Source organism: Duganella flavida, assembly GCF_009857445.1.
GTDB classification, from domain to species: domain Bacteria; phylum Pseudomonadota; class Gammaproteobacteria; order Burkholderiales; family Burkholderiaceae_D; genus Rugamonas; species Rugamonas flavida.
The window spans coordinates 173,306-188,991 of the sequence record NZ_WWCN01000006.1; the positions used below are offsets into that span (position 1 = coordinate 173,306).

14 protein-coding genes are annotated in these 15,686 nt (G+C 46.5%); 7 read left to right on the top strand and 7 right to left on the bottom strand.

Annotation, left to right across the window (positions count from 1 at the left end; all coding sequences use genetic code 11):
• Positions 1-235 precede the first annotated feature (235 nt).
• The 5 genes from GTP46_RS11410 to GTP46_RS11430 all read left to right on the top strand — a co-directional run bounded on the left by GTP46_RS11410 (position 236) and on the right by GTP46_RS11430 (position 4,681).
• Entirely contained in the window at positions 236-679 is a 444-nt protein-coding gene (locus GTP46_RS11410) for a hypothetical protein (protein WP_161006747.1), read from the top strand.
• A 162-nt stretch (positions 680-841) separates the two neighbouring features.
• Positions 842-1,360, top strand: a complete 519-nt coding sequence (locus GTP46_RS11415) for a hypothetical protein (RefSeq protein ID WP_161006748.1) — start codon at positions 842-844, stop codon at positions 1,358-1,360.
• A gap of 194 nt (positions 1,361-1,554) precedes the next feature.
• Positions 1,555-1,908: a hypothetical protein gene (locus GTP46_RS11420; RefSeq protein WP_161006749.1), complete on the top strand. Its 354-nt coding sequence runs from the start codon at positions 1,555-1,557 to the stop codon at positions 1,906-1,908.
• Between the two features lie 191 nt (positions 1,909-2,099).
• Positions 2,100-3,617 carry an Eco57I restriction-modification methylase domain-containing protein gene (locus tag GTP46_RS11425; protein ID WP_161006750.1) on the top strand — a complete coding sequence of 506 codons (1,518 nt, stop codon included), beginning with the start codon at positions 2,100-2,102 and terminating at the stop codon, positions 3,615-3,617.
• Positions 3,614-4,681, top strand: coding sequence for a BsuBI/PstI family type II restriction endonuclease (locus GTP46_RS11430; RefSeq protein WP_161006751.1), 1,068 nt, complete (start codon positions 3,614-3,616; stop codon positions 4,679-4,681). The genes GTP46_RS11425 and GTP46_RS11430 overlap by 4 nt, the downstream gene beginning before the upstream one ends.
• Before the next feature lie 82 nt (positions 4,682-4,763).
• On the opposite strand, the gene GTP46_RS11435 is transcribed toward GTP46_RS11430, so the two are convergent.
• The 7 genes from GTP46_RS11435 to GTP46_RS11460 all read right to left on the bottom strand — a co-directional run bounded on the left by GTP46_RS11435 (position 4,764) and on the right by GTP46_RS11460 (position 14,100).
• A complete protein-coding gene (locus tag GTP46_RS11435) occupies positions 4,764-5,351 on the bottom strand; it encodes a hypothetical protein (protein WP_161006752.1) in 588 nt (195 codons plus the stop codon).
• A gap of 76 nt (positions 5,352-5,427) precedes the next feature.
• Positions 5,428-5,880 carry a hypothetical protein gene (locus tag GTP46_RS30345; protein WP_371869645.1) on the bottom strand — a complete coding sequence of 151 codons (453 nt, stop codon included), beginning with the start codon at positions 5,878-5,880 and terminating at the stop codon, positions 5,428-5,430.
• Between the two features lie 365 nt (positions 5,881-6,245).
• Positions 6,246-8,039 carry a UvrD-helicase domain-containing protein gene (locus GTP46_RS11440; RefSeq protein WP_161006753.1) on the bottom strand — a complete coding sequence of 598 codons (1,794 nt, stop codon included), beginning with the start codon at positions 8,037-8,039 and terminating at the stop codon, positions 6,246-6,248.
• Complete coding sequence (locus tag GTP46_RS11445) at positions 8,036-10,171, bottom strand: ATP-dependent nuclease (RefSeq protein ID WP_161006754.1); 2,136 nt, start codon at positions 10,169-10,171, stop codon at positions 8,036-8,038. Before GTP46_RS11445 ends, GTP46_RS11440 begins: the two co-directional genes overlap by 4 nt.
• 329 nt (positions 10,172-10,500) lie before the next feature.
• Positions 10,501-10,731, bottom strand: coding sequence for a helix-turn-helix transcriptional regulator (locus GTP46_RS30350; protein ID WP_161006755.1), 231 nt, complete (start codon positions 10,729-10,731; stop codon positions 10,501-10,503).
• Positions 10,732-10,767: 36 nt separating this feature from the next.
• Positions 10,768-11,682, bottom strand: a complete 915-nt coding sequence (locus GTP46_RS11455; RefSeq protein WP_161006756.1) for a site-specific integrase — start codon at positions 11,680-11,682, stop codon at positions 10,768-10,770.
• A 675-nt stretch (positions 11,683-12,357) separates the two neighbouring features.
• Positions 12,358-14,100: a hypothetical protein gene (locus GTP46_RS11460; protein WP_161006757.1), complete on the bottom strand. Its 1,743-nt coding sequence runs from the start codon at positions 14,098-14,100 to the stop codon at positions 12,358-12,360.
• Between the two features lie 567 nt (positions 14,101-14,667).
• Here GTP46_RS11460 and GTP46_RS11465 point away from each other — a divergent pair.
• Complete coding sequence (locus GTP46_RS11465) at positions 14,668-15,096, top strand: hypothetical protein (RefSeq protein ID WP_161006758.1); 429 nt, start codon at positions 14,668-14,670, stop codon at positions 15,094-15,096.
• A gap of 89 nt (positions 15,097-15,185) precedes the next feature.
• Positions 15,186-15,608 (top strand): hypothetical protein, encoded by a 423-nt coding sequence (locus GTP46_RS11470; protein ID WP_161006759.1) that lies wholly within the window; start codon positions 15,186-15,188, stop codon positions 15,606-15,608.
• Positions 15,609-15,686: the final 78 nt, after the last annotated feature.

Here is a 15,686-nt window from a genome sequence, read left to right on the forward strand (position 1 = left end):
CCGACCGGTGCCTAATTAACCAAAAGAAAAGAACGTGCCAGATACGTCTTACACTCCAACACCTCTGTTAGGCAAGCTGACGTATTCTGAACCAATCTCATGGCAACTCAAAAGGATGCGCTAGTCGTAGGAGATGCCTGTCAGTTTCAGCGCTGAAACTGAGCCCCAATTTGATGATGCATACCTTGACAGAAATATTTCCAGAAAGCATTATCGCAAAACGACGAGAGCGCCAGTGTCAGATTTGACCAGTGCCGTAGTCGAGCACCACGCCAACTCAAAAAATCAAGGAACAGCTGTGCCTATCATCAAGCCGTACGCTCCAAAATTGCAAGAAATCAACCCAATGGCCCGAGGAATGGGCTTTGACAAAACAAGCAACAGCTTCACCAAGTTCAAATCTGGTTTTGAGCATTACGAAGTGCTCGACGCTTTGACGGCCGCAGTCGAAGCTGGAATCATCGACAGCGAGAATTGGATTGCTGCGGTATTTGAGGACACCTCACTCTTCGAAGAATTCTTAGACTCGCTACCAACTGATGGCATTTATCGCCTGCACGACCGCTGGTGCTTGGCGCTTCAAGAAATCACCGGTGACGTCGACGACGAGTATTGGGTAGGTTTCCATGAAGCCGCCGATACCTTGCGGAACCACGCTGAAGACACCAGTCAGATTTAAAGCGACCACCAGAGACGCAGCAACGATTAAGCTTGCTGCGTCGAGACTCCACGCAGATGTGTACGTATTTCAAGTCAAACTAGGCCCAATACACCTACCATGACAACCGCTATAGCAATCGACCTACTCACTCAAATAATTCAGCTTCCGGCATGCGGCAAGATGAACCAGTCGAATGTCAAAGGCTACCTAGGGGAGCTGTTTGTAAAAGAACGCCTCGAAAGCGAAGGACAGGTCGTCGAGCATGTAGGTAATCAAAGTGGGTATGACCTGCGGTACACAGAGGGGGAAGTTGACATCCGCATCGACGTGAAGATGTCACTACTTAAAAACGAATTTAAGTGGGACTTCCAATATTGGGGATGGGCGCTCAAGCAGGAGAGCAAAAAGAAGCCAATAACGGCCACTCACTTTGTATGCGTGGGATGCGACGAGAACCTAGCACTTAAAGCGCTCTTTGTAGTGCGAGCAGCCGACGTAGCGCAATTCCCGCAAGGCGAGAAACAGTTCAGCAAGGTCCAGCATGGATTGATTTTGCCACCTCACCCGGTTGCGGCAGAGCTGTGTCCCCGAAACTCGGACACATATCAACGAAGCCAAGCGTTGCTGACCCAAGGCGCCGTTCTGGAGATTGGCCCAGGCTCTACGCTTTCAGAAGTGCTACTCAACACCCGCACTTGAAGCACAGCTGGTCATCTAAACCGACGGCCATCAAGAAGAGCAGACCGAGGTTTTCACCATTATGCAGATAATGGTGAAAAATTTAGGCTTCAACTTCGACGTAAAATAATTCCAGGGCGGCAACACCTAAAGCGAAATACTCAAAACACTATACGTATTGCAGGGACTTCCTGCTTATATGATTTGAGGAAACTATGAATGAATTTGATATTAAAAACCTCACGGGTAGCGAACTAAGGAGAGCGTTTCTAAGAGCCGTGCACATATCCGCCGGTGACATCAATCCGCAGAACGACACCGACACATGCGAAGAACAGACGCATGGTGTTTTGACAACCACTTTATCCGCTCCAGTAGATTTAACCACGATGGCTAAAGAGGCGTTGGCTACTATGCTACTTCTCGAGAGCTTAGGGGCAGTGTTCGAAGATATTAGAGGGACCTCAGTGGTTTTTTGCACGCTTGGAAAGATAACGGCATCAGGCTGGGATTGTCTCGAAGCAGGCATGAGGGCATATTTGCTGCGTGAAAAAATACTTCCTGATTAACGATAAGCGGGCGAGAGCTCGCTGGTCTATCTAAGGTGTGGCCGCAGGGCAGATATTGACATGTCCATAGCACACGATGGTGCCCTCAGTCGAGATAGCACGAGCCTCTCAGCATAAGGCCTTGTGGTAACATACATTCCTGTAGAGGCCTTCCAATGTGGAGGGCTTTTTTTGTAGATAGCACCAATTTAATGACCACCCTTGTAGACATCGCGAATGCTAGCGGCCGTAGCTTTACAACCACGCTGACTCGTGCTGAACAACGCGAGATGGGGCAATTCATGACGCCACCTACAATCGCGCGGTTCATGGCCGAACGCCTTGTTGCAGGCCCCAGTCAGTACCATGTTCGCGTACTTGAACCGGCCGCTGGCGGCGGCATACTTGCAGCGGCCGTCGTTGAGGCGCTCTTGGCAAAGGCTCCTGCGGACAGACCTGGCCGCATCGAATTGATGCTGTACGAGCTCGATACTCGCCTCATCCCAAACCTCCGTGACCTATGTCTGTTGATGAGTCAGAGTAGCGTGCTGGCGGGAGTTGAATTTGACTTTGTGATTGAGAATGTGGACTTTCTAATGTCCCCACTTGCCCTGAGCGGTGAACAATTACCTGGACTTGTGACGATTTCAAACCCGCCATTCTTAAAATTAAATAAGACTACTGATGCTCGTGCTAGATTGCATGCGTATGCCGTCCACGGTCAGCCCAACATCTATGCGTTGTTCATGGCAGCGACGGCCCGCCTCACCGCACCTGGCGGTAGATGGTGCTTCATCACACCTCGCTCATGGATGGCGGGTGAGTACTTTAAAGCAGCACGCCACACACTGCTTCGCCACCTAAACATCGATAGTCTCCATGCCTTTGAAAGCCGTACCGAAGGGTTTGAAGAAGACGCTGTCTTGCAGGAGACGGTCATTGCTTGGGCAAGTGGGCGAGCGACCGTAGAGCATGGTGCCAACATTATGGTGACACGAAGCCAAGGAGGTGCTGACTTAGCGACCGCAGGTGTGCAAGCACTTCCAGTGGAGCGTGTTGTGGGCGACGACGAACATGCAATGTTTTCTCTACCTCGAGACGCTACCAACCCATTCGAAGGGTGGACTGCGACGCTCAAGACCCATGGCTTTGAGGTTTCTACTGGCCGTGTCGTTGCATTCCGTGCTTCCGAGTACATCCGTGAATACAGCGGCGTCGGCACAGTTCCACTTCTGTGGTTACAGCATGTACGTCAACAACAGATTCTTTGGCCAGTGCAAAAGAAACGTGAACATATTCTCGCGAGTGCGCAAAGCGCTTGGATGTTGGTACCGAATGCGCCGATGGTAGTCATGCGACGGTTCTCTCCTAAGGAGGACGAACGAAGAGTGACTTGTGCGGCATACCTAGGTCAATTGCCAGGGGATGCAATAGGCCTGGAGAATCACTTGAATTACATCTACCGCCCTGGTGGTCATATGACGCCAGCTGAAGCTCGTGGTCTCGCAGCATTCCTAGCAAGCAGTGTCGTTGACGCACACTTCCGTGCGTTAGCTGGAAGCACTCAGGTCAACGCTACGGAGCTTCGGAAACTGCCTTTTCCACCGCTTGCCGTGCTCGTGCACATCGGGGAAATCGTCGGCGATTTTCCTTCTCTAAATCGGATTGACCAAGTTGTGAACGTCGCCCTGACTGCGCAACGCCCAATAGAGGAAGCAACTACTGCATGAGCCTCCCGACACTCATCCCTCTTGCGGACATCCAGGAACGACTTCAGGCTATATTTCCGGAAGGCCTTGCTACACGTGGAGCGCTAGTTCGCGAAATGGCCGCGAAAACCGTCTTTGTCTTCCTGTACGGGGGGATGGTAGAAGGCACACAGCGGCTGCTACGCCCAAGCCATATCTATTTCTTCACCGAAGACCAAGCCAAGTTGAGTAGCGAAGAGTGCCGCTTAAATTGGCTGATTAACTCGATGAAGAAGGGATTCAGGCCATCAGGAATTCGCTGGTACGCAGACAACACTCGTGAACCCATCCGTGACGAAACTCTTCGATATGGACTAGTCGATATTGGCGCCGTAAGCAAAATCGCTGGGGTGGCTACTACATCAAGCAATCCGATTTATTTCTTACGGTCCGACTTTGCAGCTCTATTCGACCCGACGTTGTCGGGTGTCGACTTAGAAGGCGCTATTGAAGCTTGGCAGAAGAGGCACCTGAGCAGCGCAGCACGTGCTCGAATGTTCATGCTTGCCGCAGGCAAAGTGAAACGCGCCGATGAGGTCAAAGTAGCATGCCCAGACGGTACCGTAGCGAAGCTAGAGCCGGGACCCTCGTCACAAATCACAAAAGGGGTGGTCGAGGACTTTGCGGAGAATTTTCTACCCGCGCCAGCGCTCCTCTGGATGTCGGAAAGCGGAAACAAAGTGCGCTACCACGACGATGAAACCGCGAAAAAAATCGGGCTGAACATAGACCCGAGTCGCGTGCTACCGGACGTAATCTTAGTGAACGTAGGTGAGTCCGGAGAAGACACTCGTTTGGTATTTATTGAAGTCGTTAACTCCGACGGAGCCATGACGCAGCAGCGAAAAGAAGTCTTTTTGGAAATGGCCCGCAGTGCTGGCTTTCCCGAAGACCAGTGCCTTTTCGGAACGGCATTCGAGGACAGGGTCCATAAAGGTTTCACTAAGACTTGGCCTCAGCTTGCATGGGGGTCGTTTGCTTGGTTCCGCTCCGAGCCAGAACGAATTATGTGGATGTTCGAGCATAAGTTCGACATTACGAAATAGCAGTGTTCGCTAGACGACTCCGCTATGGGCGTCTAGTCAGCCGGAAATCTCACCGTTTATCCTGTTGAAACGAGGCTGAAACTTAAGGTTCCAATTGCACTAAATTCAATTCCTCTCGAATTTCTTTGCGTATTTTGTACAAACTGGGAGTAATTTGCAATCTAACGATTTCCGCTTGTGCCTGCCAAACACCCACCGCTCGCGGGTCGCCAATGTTTAATAAGTGGTTTAAGCTCCCTTGCAATTCTCCAAGTGCAGTCATTATTTGAGACCTATCGCTAAAATAAATTGACTTACACATGCAATAACGATAGAGGTCCTCAAACTCTTTTGTCGCCCGCAAAATTGTTTCGCCATCTTTTGTCTCCGAGTGAATAAACTGCGGAACGACATAACTCTCAGTTATTACCAGAATACTCGAAAACCTCTCGTATACCTCGGCCAGAACCTCTGCACGCTTCGTAAAATTGGCATTTTGAACATGGGTGAGACGGTCTAACTCTGTCTTCATGCCCGTAATTCGTTCCTGGGTGTCTTCATTCATCACATGCAGTGTTGAAGAAAATTTCTCCGTTCGCTCTCTATTAAACTTAGCACCAAAAAAAACAATGACAGCTCCTGTGACGCTAGCAGCTGCTGATAAATAGGCCGCAAACTCAGCTGTTTCCATGCTAAACAAAATCCCTTCGTCAATAAATTATGGGCTTCTTTTCAAACCCGGTAAGGAACCTCAGAGCTACGTACCTCTATATTTGCGTATCCTTTTGACCTGAAAAAGAGCTCCACGCTTTTTTTGTTAGCTCAGCATCATGTCCAGGACAAACGGTCAAAAATTTAATAGGGAGCTTAGCATCACCCAATGGCAGCACAATGTACGGAACCACTATACTCCCTTTTGCTCGGAATTTAACTGCTGTCGCATCGGCTCCATGTACAACGAACCTGAATTCTCGTTCGTCTCGAAATCCATTATGCTTGAACCTGGGTAATAGTTTTGCTACGATTTTTCTCGCATCAGCTTTTAGTTCCGCTGCCGTATACTCACCCGCGACATCTTCCCACTCTGATAAATCCTTTATCTCAGCCCTAAGGGTCTCCCTAAATTTCTTTACCGTAGTCACAAGCGCGTAGATAACCTCGACTGGCAATGAGTTCGCTGTCTTGAGACGCCTGGCAATCTTCGGCCCATCAAACGTAATTGCCCCCCCTGTTCAACTCCACCGTATCCGCGCCAAAGGCTCAGAACATCATGCCGCTCGCAGAAACAAGTTATGAACACGTCACTCAGACCATCACTTTCGATAATACCAATCTCGTCGATTACGGCATTTATCCATTTATGTTCAGCAAGAGCAGTCTTTCCCTTTACAGCCATTTTCGCGGCTTCGAATCCGTGCAGTAATTCAGATTTATCATTTAGAAATGCCGCGTGTGAAGCCCACGATGTATTCGATTCCACTATTCCCAACAATCCACTCAAAGTTGTATAGTGCGTCAATTCAGTGGGTGTTATATTAGCCATCGGAAATCCGATTCAAATAAATTATTTCAGTAAGTCGTCAATTTAAAAATTATCGTAGCGGAAGTTGCAGTCAATAAGCTTTCGTGTGGGACCATAAAATTCGTTTCCGTAGCGTTTTCGTCCGACTTCCGAAATTAGAAAAAGATTTTTCCGTGCTCTAGAAGCTACGACATACAACATTTTTTGAGCGCTCTCTTGTCCATTGGCATCGCTGAAGTGCGGCACCATTCCTTCCAACAAGCCATACGCTATGACGGCGTCAAATTCAGCACCTTTTACGCCATGAATCGTAGAGACCGTGATTCCAGTACGGTTTTCGAATAACTTTCTAAAATATTTGATATCTGAAGCCTCTGCTATGCCTTCCTTCGCAAGCTGAGCAACTCGTTTTTCAGAACTTTCAAAAAAAGTCTGGTGATGCTGCATTAGTGTTGGATAGCATTCCAGGTCAATGCTCATTTCGGCAATTAGTGCAGCAAAAAAATCCCGCAAGTACGATATCCCATCGTGCTCATCGAGCTTTATCGAATTACAAGTTCTGAGAAAATCTTTGTTGTTAAAGTTATCCAAATGCATTCCAAGATTTTCAAAATCGACCAGTATTTCTTTCGCCCACCTCATTCGCCGAATATACATCCCAGGAGAAGGTTCAGTTAAAGCAATACGAGATATTTTATACCATATATTTTCAACATCACGCGCGAACGGAACCATGCCTGGACCATCAAAAGTATACTCCGGCAGTTCAGCACTTAGTTTTCTACACATGGAGGCTAAATGCACCCACCAAGGAGCGATGATGCAAATTTGGCGCGGAACAATAGCCAGTTCAACAATATTATGTTTCACAATCCGAGCTATCTCTAACACCAATTTATCCTTGCTAACTTCCCTATCATAAGAAACGATGCTTTGATAGCCTTTATCTTTACCACAAGCTTCAATATTGGTTTTATATAAATTGAAATTTCCAAAATAGGAGACGACCCTCTCCGAAGAGCGATAATTCTTAGATAGTTCCATTTGATGAAAATCTAGGCCCGTTTTTATTTTCAAATCGTCCAAGCCAATGGGATACCCCCCCAAAGAATCATATATTGCTTGGTTTGGGTCTCCAACAATAAAAAAATTAGTTGCTGAACTTTTACGTAAAATATATGAAACTATCTCATATTGAAGTTCTTTAGTATCTTGATACTCGTCGACCAATATATTACGAAATATTCCGGCTAAATTTTTTGCTGCTATTTGATTATTTTTCAAAATATCAAACGCATACCAAAGTATCAACTCAAAGTCTATCAAACGATGTTTTTTAAGATACTTAAAATACTCAGTCAGTACAACTTTTACTGCGTTTACTTTGGAACCGTTTTTACAAGCCAGGTGCAATCCATCTGGTGTGAAATAAAAATCACAATCATGAAAAGTGACCTTTAGCAATTTATAAGGAAGACACAATTCCTCAAGTAGCTTTTCTCTATCATACAAATCAATTAGCGAATACCCCTGCGCTAAATCCGGCTCGTAAATATAGTATGGCTTTATAATCCACTCTAAACAGAATGAATGGATAGTTCCAATCCATAATTGACTCGCATCGACGCCCATGTCTTCCACGCGTTCCCGAATTTCATCTGCGGCTCGGTTAGTATAAGTTATGGCTAAAACAAAATCTCTGTGCGTAGTTATTTTTGAAAGTTCATATGCTATCTTATAAGTTAACGTTCTAGTTTTCCCGCTACCAGGGCAAGCAATTAGAAAAACATTTCCGTTTTGGATAACTGCTGCGGACTGTTCGGGATTTAGTTCATCATCATCCCATGCAAAATTCATTGCCACACCGCTAAAAAGTCATTAAAGATATCGCCTGGCAAAATTGCCAAATAGTGCTTCCGTATATCAGTCAATTCAATTTTCCCGAGCACAAATTCGTCCACGTAGCTCAGCAAAAGAGCGATGTCTGCTGGTGGCGCGGGTTCCATGGAATGCAGTCCTGCCCGGTATCTTATAATATTAGCTAATACTTCACGCGAAAATTGATAATGAGTAAGAACGATAGCGTTAATCAGATATTTTGGAATTTTGGTTTTCCAATCAACATGGGCACCTATTTTAATGGCGAACCATCCTTTACCTTCCTGAGTAGCCATCGTCAGTACTCGCTTTCCATATAAAGCTTTATTTCCAGACGAGATTTCAGCTTTTGCAGTTGCTATTGTTGCCCCATCCTTGTAAACTTCGTCAACAAGTTTGGCCATTATTGCGGAATTGCCACATTCAATAAAATCCACCTCAAATGTATGTGCAGCATAGTACGTCCCCAACCATTTATTTCCTGTTGCAAACTTGTCTAATATTACTTTTCTTTCTGCGCCAGCTTTTTGCGAAGCCGCACATTTTTCTTTATATGAAGTGCGCGCTGCTGTATCTCCGACTTCAGCCGCAACATTTAAAAAGGCTGCGTCTAAATCGGTAACAATAGCGCATCGTTTTTTAATTCTATCATCATGAAAAAGAAGAGCAACATTTTGAAAGCCCGTGCTGCGAATGTTAATCAGACTTATTCCAAGTTCATCTAGGCTAATCCCAAAAACCTTTTTAACTAAAATTGGAACAAGTATCTCTTCAGCATCGCCCTCAATAAGAATTACGCTACGTGCGAATAATAAATTGCTTCTAATCGCGTCAAGATATCGTTGAACACTTCCGATTTCTGCCGGTGTCAATCCGTTGGAAGGTTGATATACCTCACAGAATGTTCCATCTCTCCCGATAATATTAACGCTTTCAACCGCGCTAACTTCGGATATGTGCGTAGAATGAGTTGAATAAATAACCTGCGTCTCACTATATTGCATACGGTCAAATAGCGTTTTCTGTATATGCGTATGTATGTGTGCTTCAGGCTCTTCAACAACCAGAAAATTTGCAAGTACCCTTTTTTCTTTTTGGTACTTAAATTCCAAAATCTTAAGGGTCAGGTAAATGAGGTTTGCTCCACCCAAGCTAAGCTCATTTATTCCACCTTCATAACTGTCGTGAGACTCGCCAACGAAAAGTCGTAAAGATTGGAACAATTCTTCTGCCTCGCTAGGTAAATTCGAGCGAATTGAAAGCGTTGCCGGTGAATAAGTTTCACCAGCCGTCTCTTTAATAGTTTTGTGGATATCTCCGCGAATTAACTTCACATCATCCAATTGTTCGATTGAAGTGTTCAAGTCCCCGACCATTTTAACAATAGGCGCGAGCGCAGCCGGATTGATATCTCCGCTTTTACTTTTCAATAAATTAAAAAGAGGATTGGTCCTATTATTATGAAATTCTGAAACGACATCCCTTAGGGCTTGAATATAGGTAAAACATACTTCTTTGGTAAGCGATAGGTATATAGGCGTCTTCGAACCGATTTGCGGGAATTCGGTTTCTTTTGGAAAGATAACGTTATCGAAGTCTCCGACGATGCTGGCGTATGTCTTTAAATCAGAAAAATCACAAGTACTACGCCCGGTAAATATAGTTTCGTAATCAGAAATAGTTAGCTTATCAAATATTTCCGCGAGAGCAGGTTTGTCTCCCACCTTCAATTTGGAAAGTTTTTGCCGTATGTCTTTTTTAGGTCGAAAAATTAAGTTATAAGTTGCTTTCCCTACGGGAGCGGCACCAATTACAGATGTACCATGCAGAAAAAGCGCTTGTATAGACTCGTCATGAGAAATATCTTCAAATTCGAGGCTAATTATAATCCAGTGCCCTTTCCAAGAGCCGATTCCGCGATTGAAATCTTCTTCAGCAAGCCGGAAAGCTGCTCTCACCATATTTTCGTCCAACAAAAGACGAATAGCGCGAAATAAATTCGATTTCCCTGAGCCGTTCTCGCCGATAATTGTATTAATCCCTTTTTTGAAAATCAGAGTGGCATTTCTAAAATTTCGAAAATTGACTAGGGTTAGTTTAGATATGTGCATGGGTGGCAGGCCGTAGATGTTGGATTAGCAACATACTACGCCGTTCCGCCCACATGGGAAACTTTTTTTCCTAGTGGAATTAACTATCTTTCTAATAGTTAGGTCTACCCTCGGTCGTACACGATTAGGGGAAACGATTGCACAAAATACCTAAATTTTTAGTGTATTTCTAGCAAATTTCCTGTCACCTTGTGTGATAGCGAAGCTGCATAGAACATGCTCTGAATGCCGCATTTTCGGGGCGAGGGGGAGAGCGGGTGATGGAACCCATCCCCCAGTTAAGGCAACTGGGGGATACGGCTAACCTACGCTTACCCCGCATATCGCCTCTACAGAATCACCTTTCTAGGGCGTCCAGGGCGTCTAACAGGCGTAACAACCACAGATACCACGCTCATTTTCTCTGAAATTTGCGCGTCTAATTCGGTCTCTAACCATAAGAGGCGTCTGCCAAGCTGGCGAGGGGGCGGAAGTAGCCCATTTTTTGTGTAACTCGTAATTGTTCGAACAGTCACACGTAATTTTTCAGCGACTTCCTGTTTCGTCATGTATTTCATCATTGGCTCCGTAGTTGAGCCAATGTATATTCACGAGTTTTATTCAAGGCTACCTGGGATTTTCGGTTGCTGAGAAGCAGGTCGGGAAGCAAACTTCGCCGCTAGGACCGTAGGTTCCAAGCGAATGTAGTGCTTTTGAAGAGTTGCGATGTCTTTGTGGCCCGACAACAAAATCGTCTCTGACAAGCTCACACCCCACTGTTCTACAAGCCGACTAAGCGCCTCTCTACGGACATCGTGGAGCCTTGCGTCGAACGCACCTACTTTATCAGCAGCACGTCTCCAAATCTGAGAAACGCTCCCTGGGCAAAAATCAAAGATAATTCCCTCTTTCTTGGCACCTTGCATGTCTAGCAATAATTTCACCGCGCCGGGAAGCAGTGGTACATCTCGCTCAACCACTTTAGTTTTCGAACGTTTCGCATATCCTGGATTATTCAGGCGAATGATGGCCCGCTCAGGAGAGAAATCTTCCCAACGCAGGGAAATAATTTCCGACCGACGGAGCCCTTGCAGTAGCGCAAAAACAATGACGTCTCGGCCATCGACTGGTAATTCCGCAATAATTTTGTTGAGTTCTTCATCACCCATGCGGCGGGTTCTGGCTTCTGCTGCACTAGGCAATTCCATGCGCATTACGTACTGGCCAGACAGCCAACCGCTATGATTCTGGGTCAGCGAACGAGCCTCAAAATAGAATTTCAAAGACCGCCGTACCAACATCAACTCGTGCCGAACCGTCTGCGACGTGACCGGAAATACCTGCTCAGGCGCGCAGCCAACACCTTTTTTCTTGAGAGAGTGCTTTTGCTGCTTGGTAAGGACTTTGGAGATACCCTCATCGTCCGCCAGTTTTTCATGAGAGTTCAGCTGACGAACTTTGCCATCCGTCCCCACAACTGAAGGGGTAGCGGATTCTTTGGGAAATGGTGCGACTTGGACTATGTACCTCAAGGAACCATCACGGTTCTCAAGATAAATATTTTTTCGACTGTTCTTGACTTAGAAGGCATAACGTAACTCCAAAGGTTGAGGAGTTACGTGTTGCAATCGGGGTTTAGATTTCTTCCCCAAATAGGTCAAAAATCTTCCCCAAATCATGTAGCAGAAATAATGAGCAGTTTTAACTCATTGATTTAGCTCATGTTTTTGGTGCGGCTGGCTGGAATCGAACCAGCGACCCTTGGCTTCGGAGAACAACGGTTTATTGGCGTCGTCCCGCTGAGCTAGATAGTGGGCCATGCACAGCCTGGTGAAAGAGTTAGCAAGGGTAACCTGTAATTCAGCGCGTGTTCAGTGCTGAAAATATCCCCATCGCATCGCCTCGTTTTCACCATTATGCAAATAATGGTGAAAAATCTTCTCCAAGAACCGTTGCCCCACAATAACGATTTCTCAGCAGGCTCGATTCGATTGTCAGCGGCAACAGCAGCTAGTGCTCGGATACCGGCTCTTTGCCAGTTGCTGTCGTCCAGCACTCTAGTCCATTTGACAGTTGGTGTCCGCCCCAAGTCGAGGCTTGTACAGCTAATCCATGCACAGACTCGACACGGCGCCATCTCACGAAGCCCCCACGGTTTTCACCATAGCGTAGAAATGGCTAATAGTTCTGAAGAAAATTGGGATAGATTAGTCCACTTCAGAACGCTTCATCGGATTATTCCGACCTCGAATGCACATTCCTCCAAAAGTAAAGTTAAAACCAGCCGCAGTCATCTTTGCCACACTCTGGTCACTGTCAGACCACCACACCTGAGCCGCGAGCTCTTTCATCTTTAAATTTTTAGCGCATTCGGTCCTACAATTGTCGCCCCAATCGTCTAAATTCTTCGCGATATGCTCGATTGTCCAATCCCCATAAGGTTGCGAAAGAGCACCATTGAAGCCCAGGGAATCCAATTTATCGTAAAAGATGTCGCTGGCATTCTTCCCATATGTCCTCGCCTCTCTATGGGCCTCATCAGCAGCAAGGTAGACAGCGACGCGAACTCGAACTAGTGCTTCATACTTTAAATAAACATTCGGTATTCCGACCTCCACGCCCCCAAGAAAATCAGAATTTTTGAAGCTCCAAGCACCGTCCATTTCATCCATTGGCGTGGAGGTCCTAGTAAGCCCACAAAACAAGTCAATAGTATCTAGGATAAGTAAGAGCTTGCAGACTTCTTCAAGCAACAGAAGCGATTTCACTGCCTTGATTTTTGCTCCGTGCCTCTTTGCCGGAGGGTCTACGGCAAGCACCTCCAAAACTTCGTTCGCATCAACGCTAGTATGGACACACACTGCGCTTTTAGTCGGTTTTAAACTCGTCAGCGTCCATCCAATCTCAAGCTCCTGAGAGAGCTGCTCCAATCCTTGAAGTATTCTGGTTGGGCGGTCATTTTTCGCGCCGCCTTTGCTCTCAAAGACATGCCATCCCGTTGCCTTTCCATTGACTAAATAATCTGGCGATTTTGCACCAATTGAAGGAACGAGGGCTTTAGTATAAAGACTTTTATGTAGGACAAATTTCAGCTTGTCACCTCCAACGTGAAGCCATTTTTGAGCTACTAAAAATGTTCCTATTCCCCCAAAGATAAACGAACATACTTGCTTATCGGAAGGCTCTAAATGCTCGTAAAATTTACTTACTTTCCAATCTTTTTTACCATTATCTTCGACGCAGCTAACGACCATCTCCAATCGAGAAATGAGAAATCTTTTAAGGGCAGCGCCCTCCCCCGCACTCATCGCAAGGCGAGGTGTCCAAAAATCTTCAGGCCCATACCCGCACTGTATCGCGGCAATTCTCACTTCTGCCGGAAAGATGACGCAGTGCCCATCCAAAGTGCGACGTGAACGAGCTTTGGTAAATGGTGCCTTTACGGTCTTTGTAAAGTTCTTGTCCAGAAAATCTTGCGGAGCCTTGTACCCGCCGTTTTTCCTTCTCTTCTTAAATGTAGCTGACTTCGCCGTCGCAGGAACAAAGTAAGTAAATGGATTTCCGATGCTAGTTATGGAGACGGAACCCGGAGCAGTAGCGGAGGCCTTCGACAACGTTGTTGCCGTCTTAGGCTTCGAAGAAGTCGCGGCTTTTGCTGCAACCGCCTTCGGCCTTGCAGGGACAGCTTTAACCGGAATCGGAGCTCCAGCCTTAGCCTTCGTCGCAATCGGTTTTGACTTCGCAGAAGCAGCAACCTTGGCTGTTGTCGCGACCGCCTTCAACTTCGCAGAAGAGACTGCTCTAACTTTAGCCACAACCGGCTTTGACTTCACAGAAGCAGCAATCTTAGTTCCCGTCGCAATCGGATGCGACTTTACTGGAGCTCGAGCACTCGGTTTCGCTCCAACAATAGCGATAGTTGCAGAGACTTTCGTTTTAGGATTTTTCATAGAAGAAAAAAATCTAAGTTAATGTGAAGGGCAAAGACGATGAAAGACTTGCTGAAGTCTTGACTTTATTTATCTGCAAAAGCTAGTCTCCCGAGCGGATACTCGACGGGTAACTAAAGGTTATTGTTGACGATACGCTAAAGATGAAAAAAATACAACTCATCAACTAGTCTTTCTGGTCAAACAAACAGTGTTGACATCGAAATTTCCGTATGGCATCATTGATTCCTCAGTGCAGTTCTGAGAATGTAGTAAGCAGTAAAGCAGTACCGGCAGGATTGGTGGTGCTAGTAGGTTTAGTAGTATTGGTAGTATTGCGTCACAAAATTCACCCTCCGGAGAGTCTCTCTTTCCGCGACATTCGAGCCTTTTTTAGTGAGAGCCTACGCGCTCCCACTTGGCTTAAAAACTAATCCAATCATTGCTTCTTTAACAATTCGCTCGTAACGCCCACCGCATGCCAACTCGGCACGCGTTACAACCAATGCTTCGCGTTCGCCTTCCAAATGGCCAACGCCTGAGGCCCCCATTACCTAAAAATTTAAGAACAAACAGAGGAACAAAAATATGAACGCAAACGAAATCAAACTGAGCATGTCCCGTAACTCTTCGCGGGCTTTGGTCGCGAACGTGTACGTCAATGAAGAAGAAGTATTTGCCACCTCGAAGGGATATCAGCTGGGCTGTGCCCTGCATGCGATGGGCGTTGATGCGCTCAACCAGTCGGGAGGCGGATTTACCCTGGCAGTCGACGAACTGGGAACCTTCTTAGGCTACAAGTTCGGTGAGAAAGCGGATGAACGAGTGTTCCATGGCAACTTGATTGGCGGCTTGATGTTGGCCAGTGTCACAGGTGGCAAGAATGACCCGGAATATCACTTGGTCCGCAGCCTGCTTCCGGAGCACCTGGTAACCGGGCCAGCGACCGCAGCCCCCGAATGCCCAGAGGAATCCATTGAGCATTTCAAGAAATTCATCTACTACCCGTTCGTATGAGTAGTACAGCACTCAAATTCCTGGCCGCAGAAAGCGGCTTTTTTTACGCCCGAACCTCGCAAACAAAACATCGAAACGGTATAAATAATATGAATCAAATTAAACTGAGCATGTCCCGCAACTCTTCCCACGCACTGGTCGCCAACTTGCACATCAACGGCGAAGTAGTTTTTGCCACTTCGAAAGGCTATCAACTTGGCTGCGCCTTGCATGCGCTGGGTATTTCTGGACTCAAAACTTCAGGAGCGGCATTCACACTGGCAGTCAATGAAAACGGAGCCTTCTTAGGTCACAAATTCGAGATAAGTGCGAAAGAGAGTGTCTTCGTCGGGAGCCTGACAGGCGGGCTGATGGTGGCGATGCTTTCGGGTGGAAGAAACGACCCTGAATATCATCTGGTTAGAAATCTACTGCCCAAAAATCTGGTGACCTGCCCAGAGCCTGAAGCCATCGAATGCACCGAGGAAGACATCGAATACTTCAAACAGTTCATCTACCACCCAATCGTCTGAGTAGTACATCACGCAAACCGACGGCCGCAGATAGCGGCTTTTTTTACGTCCATAGCTGGCAAACAAAAACAGAATAAA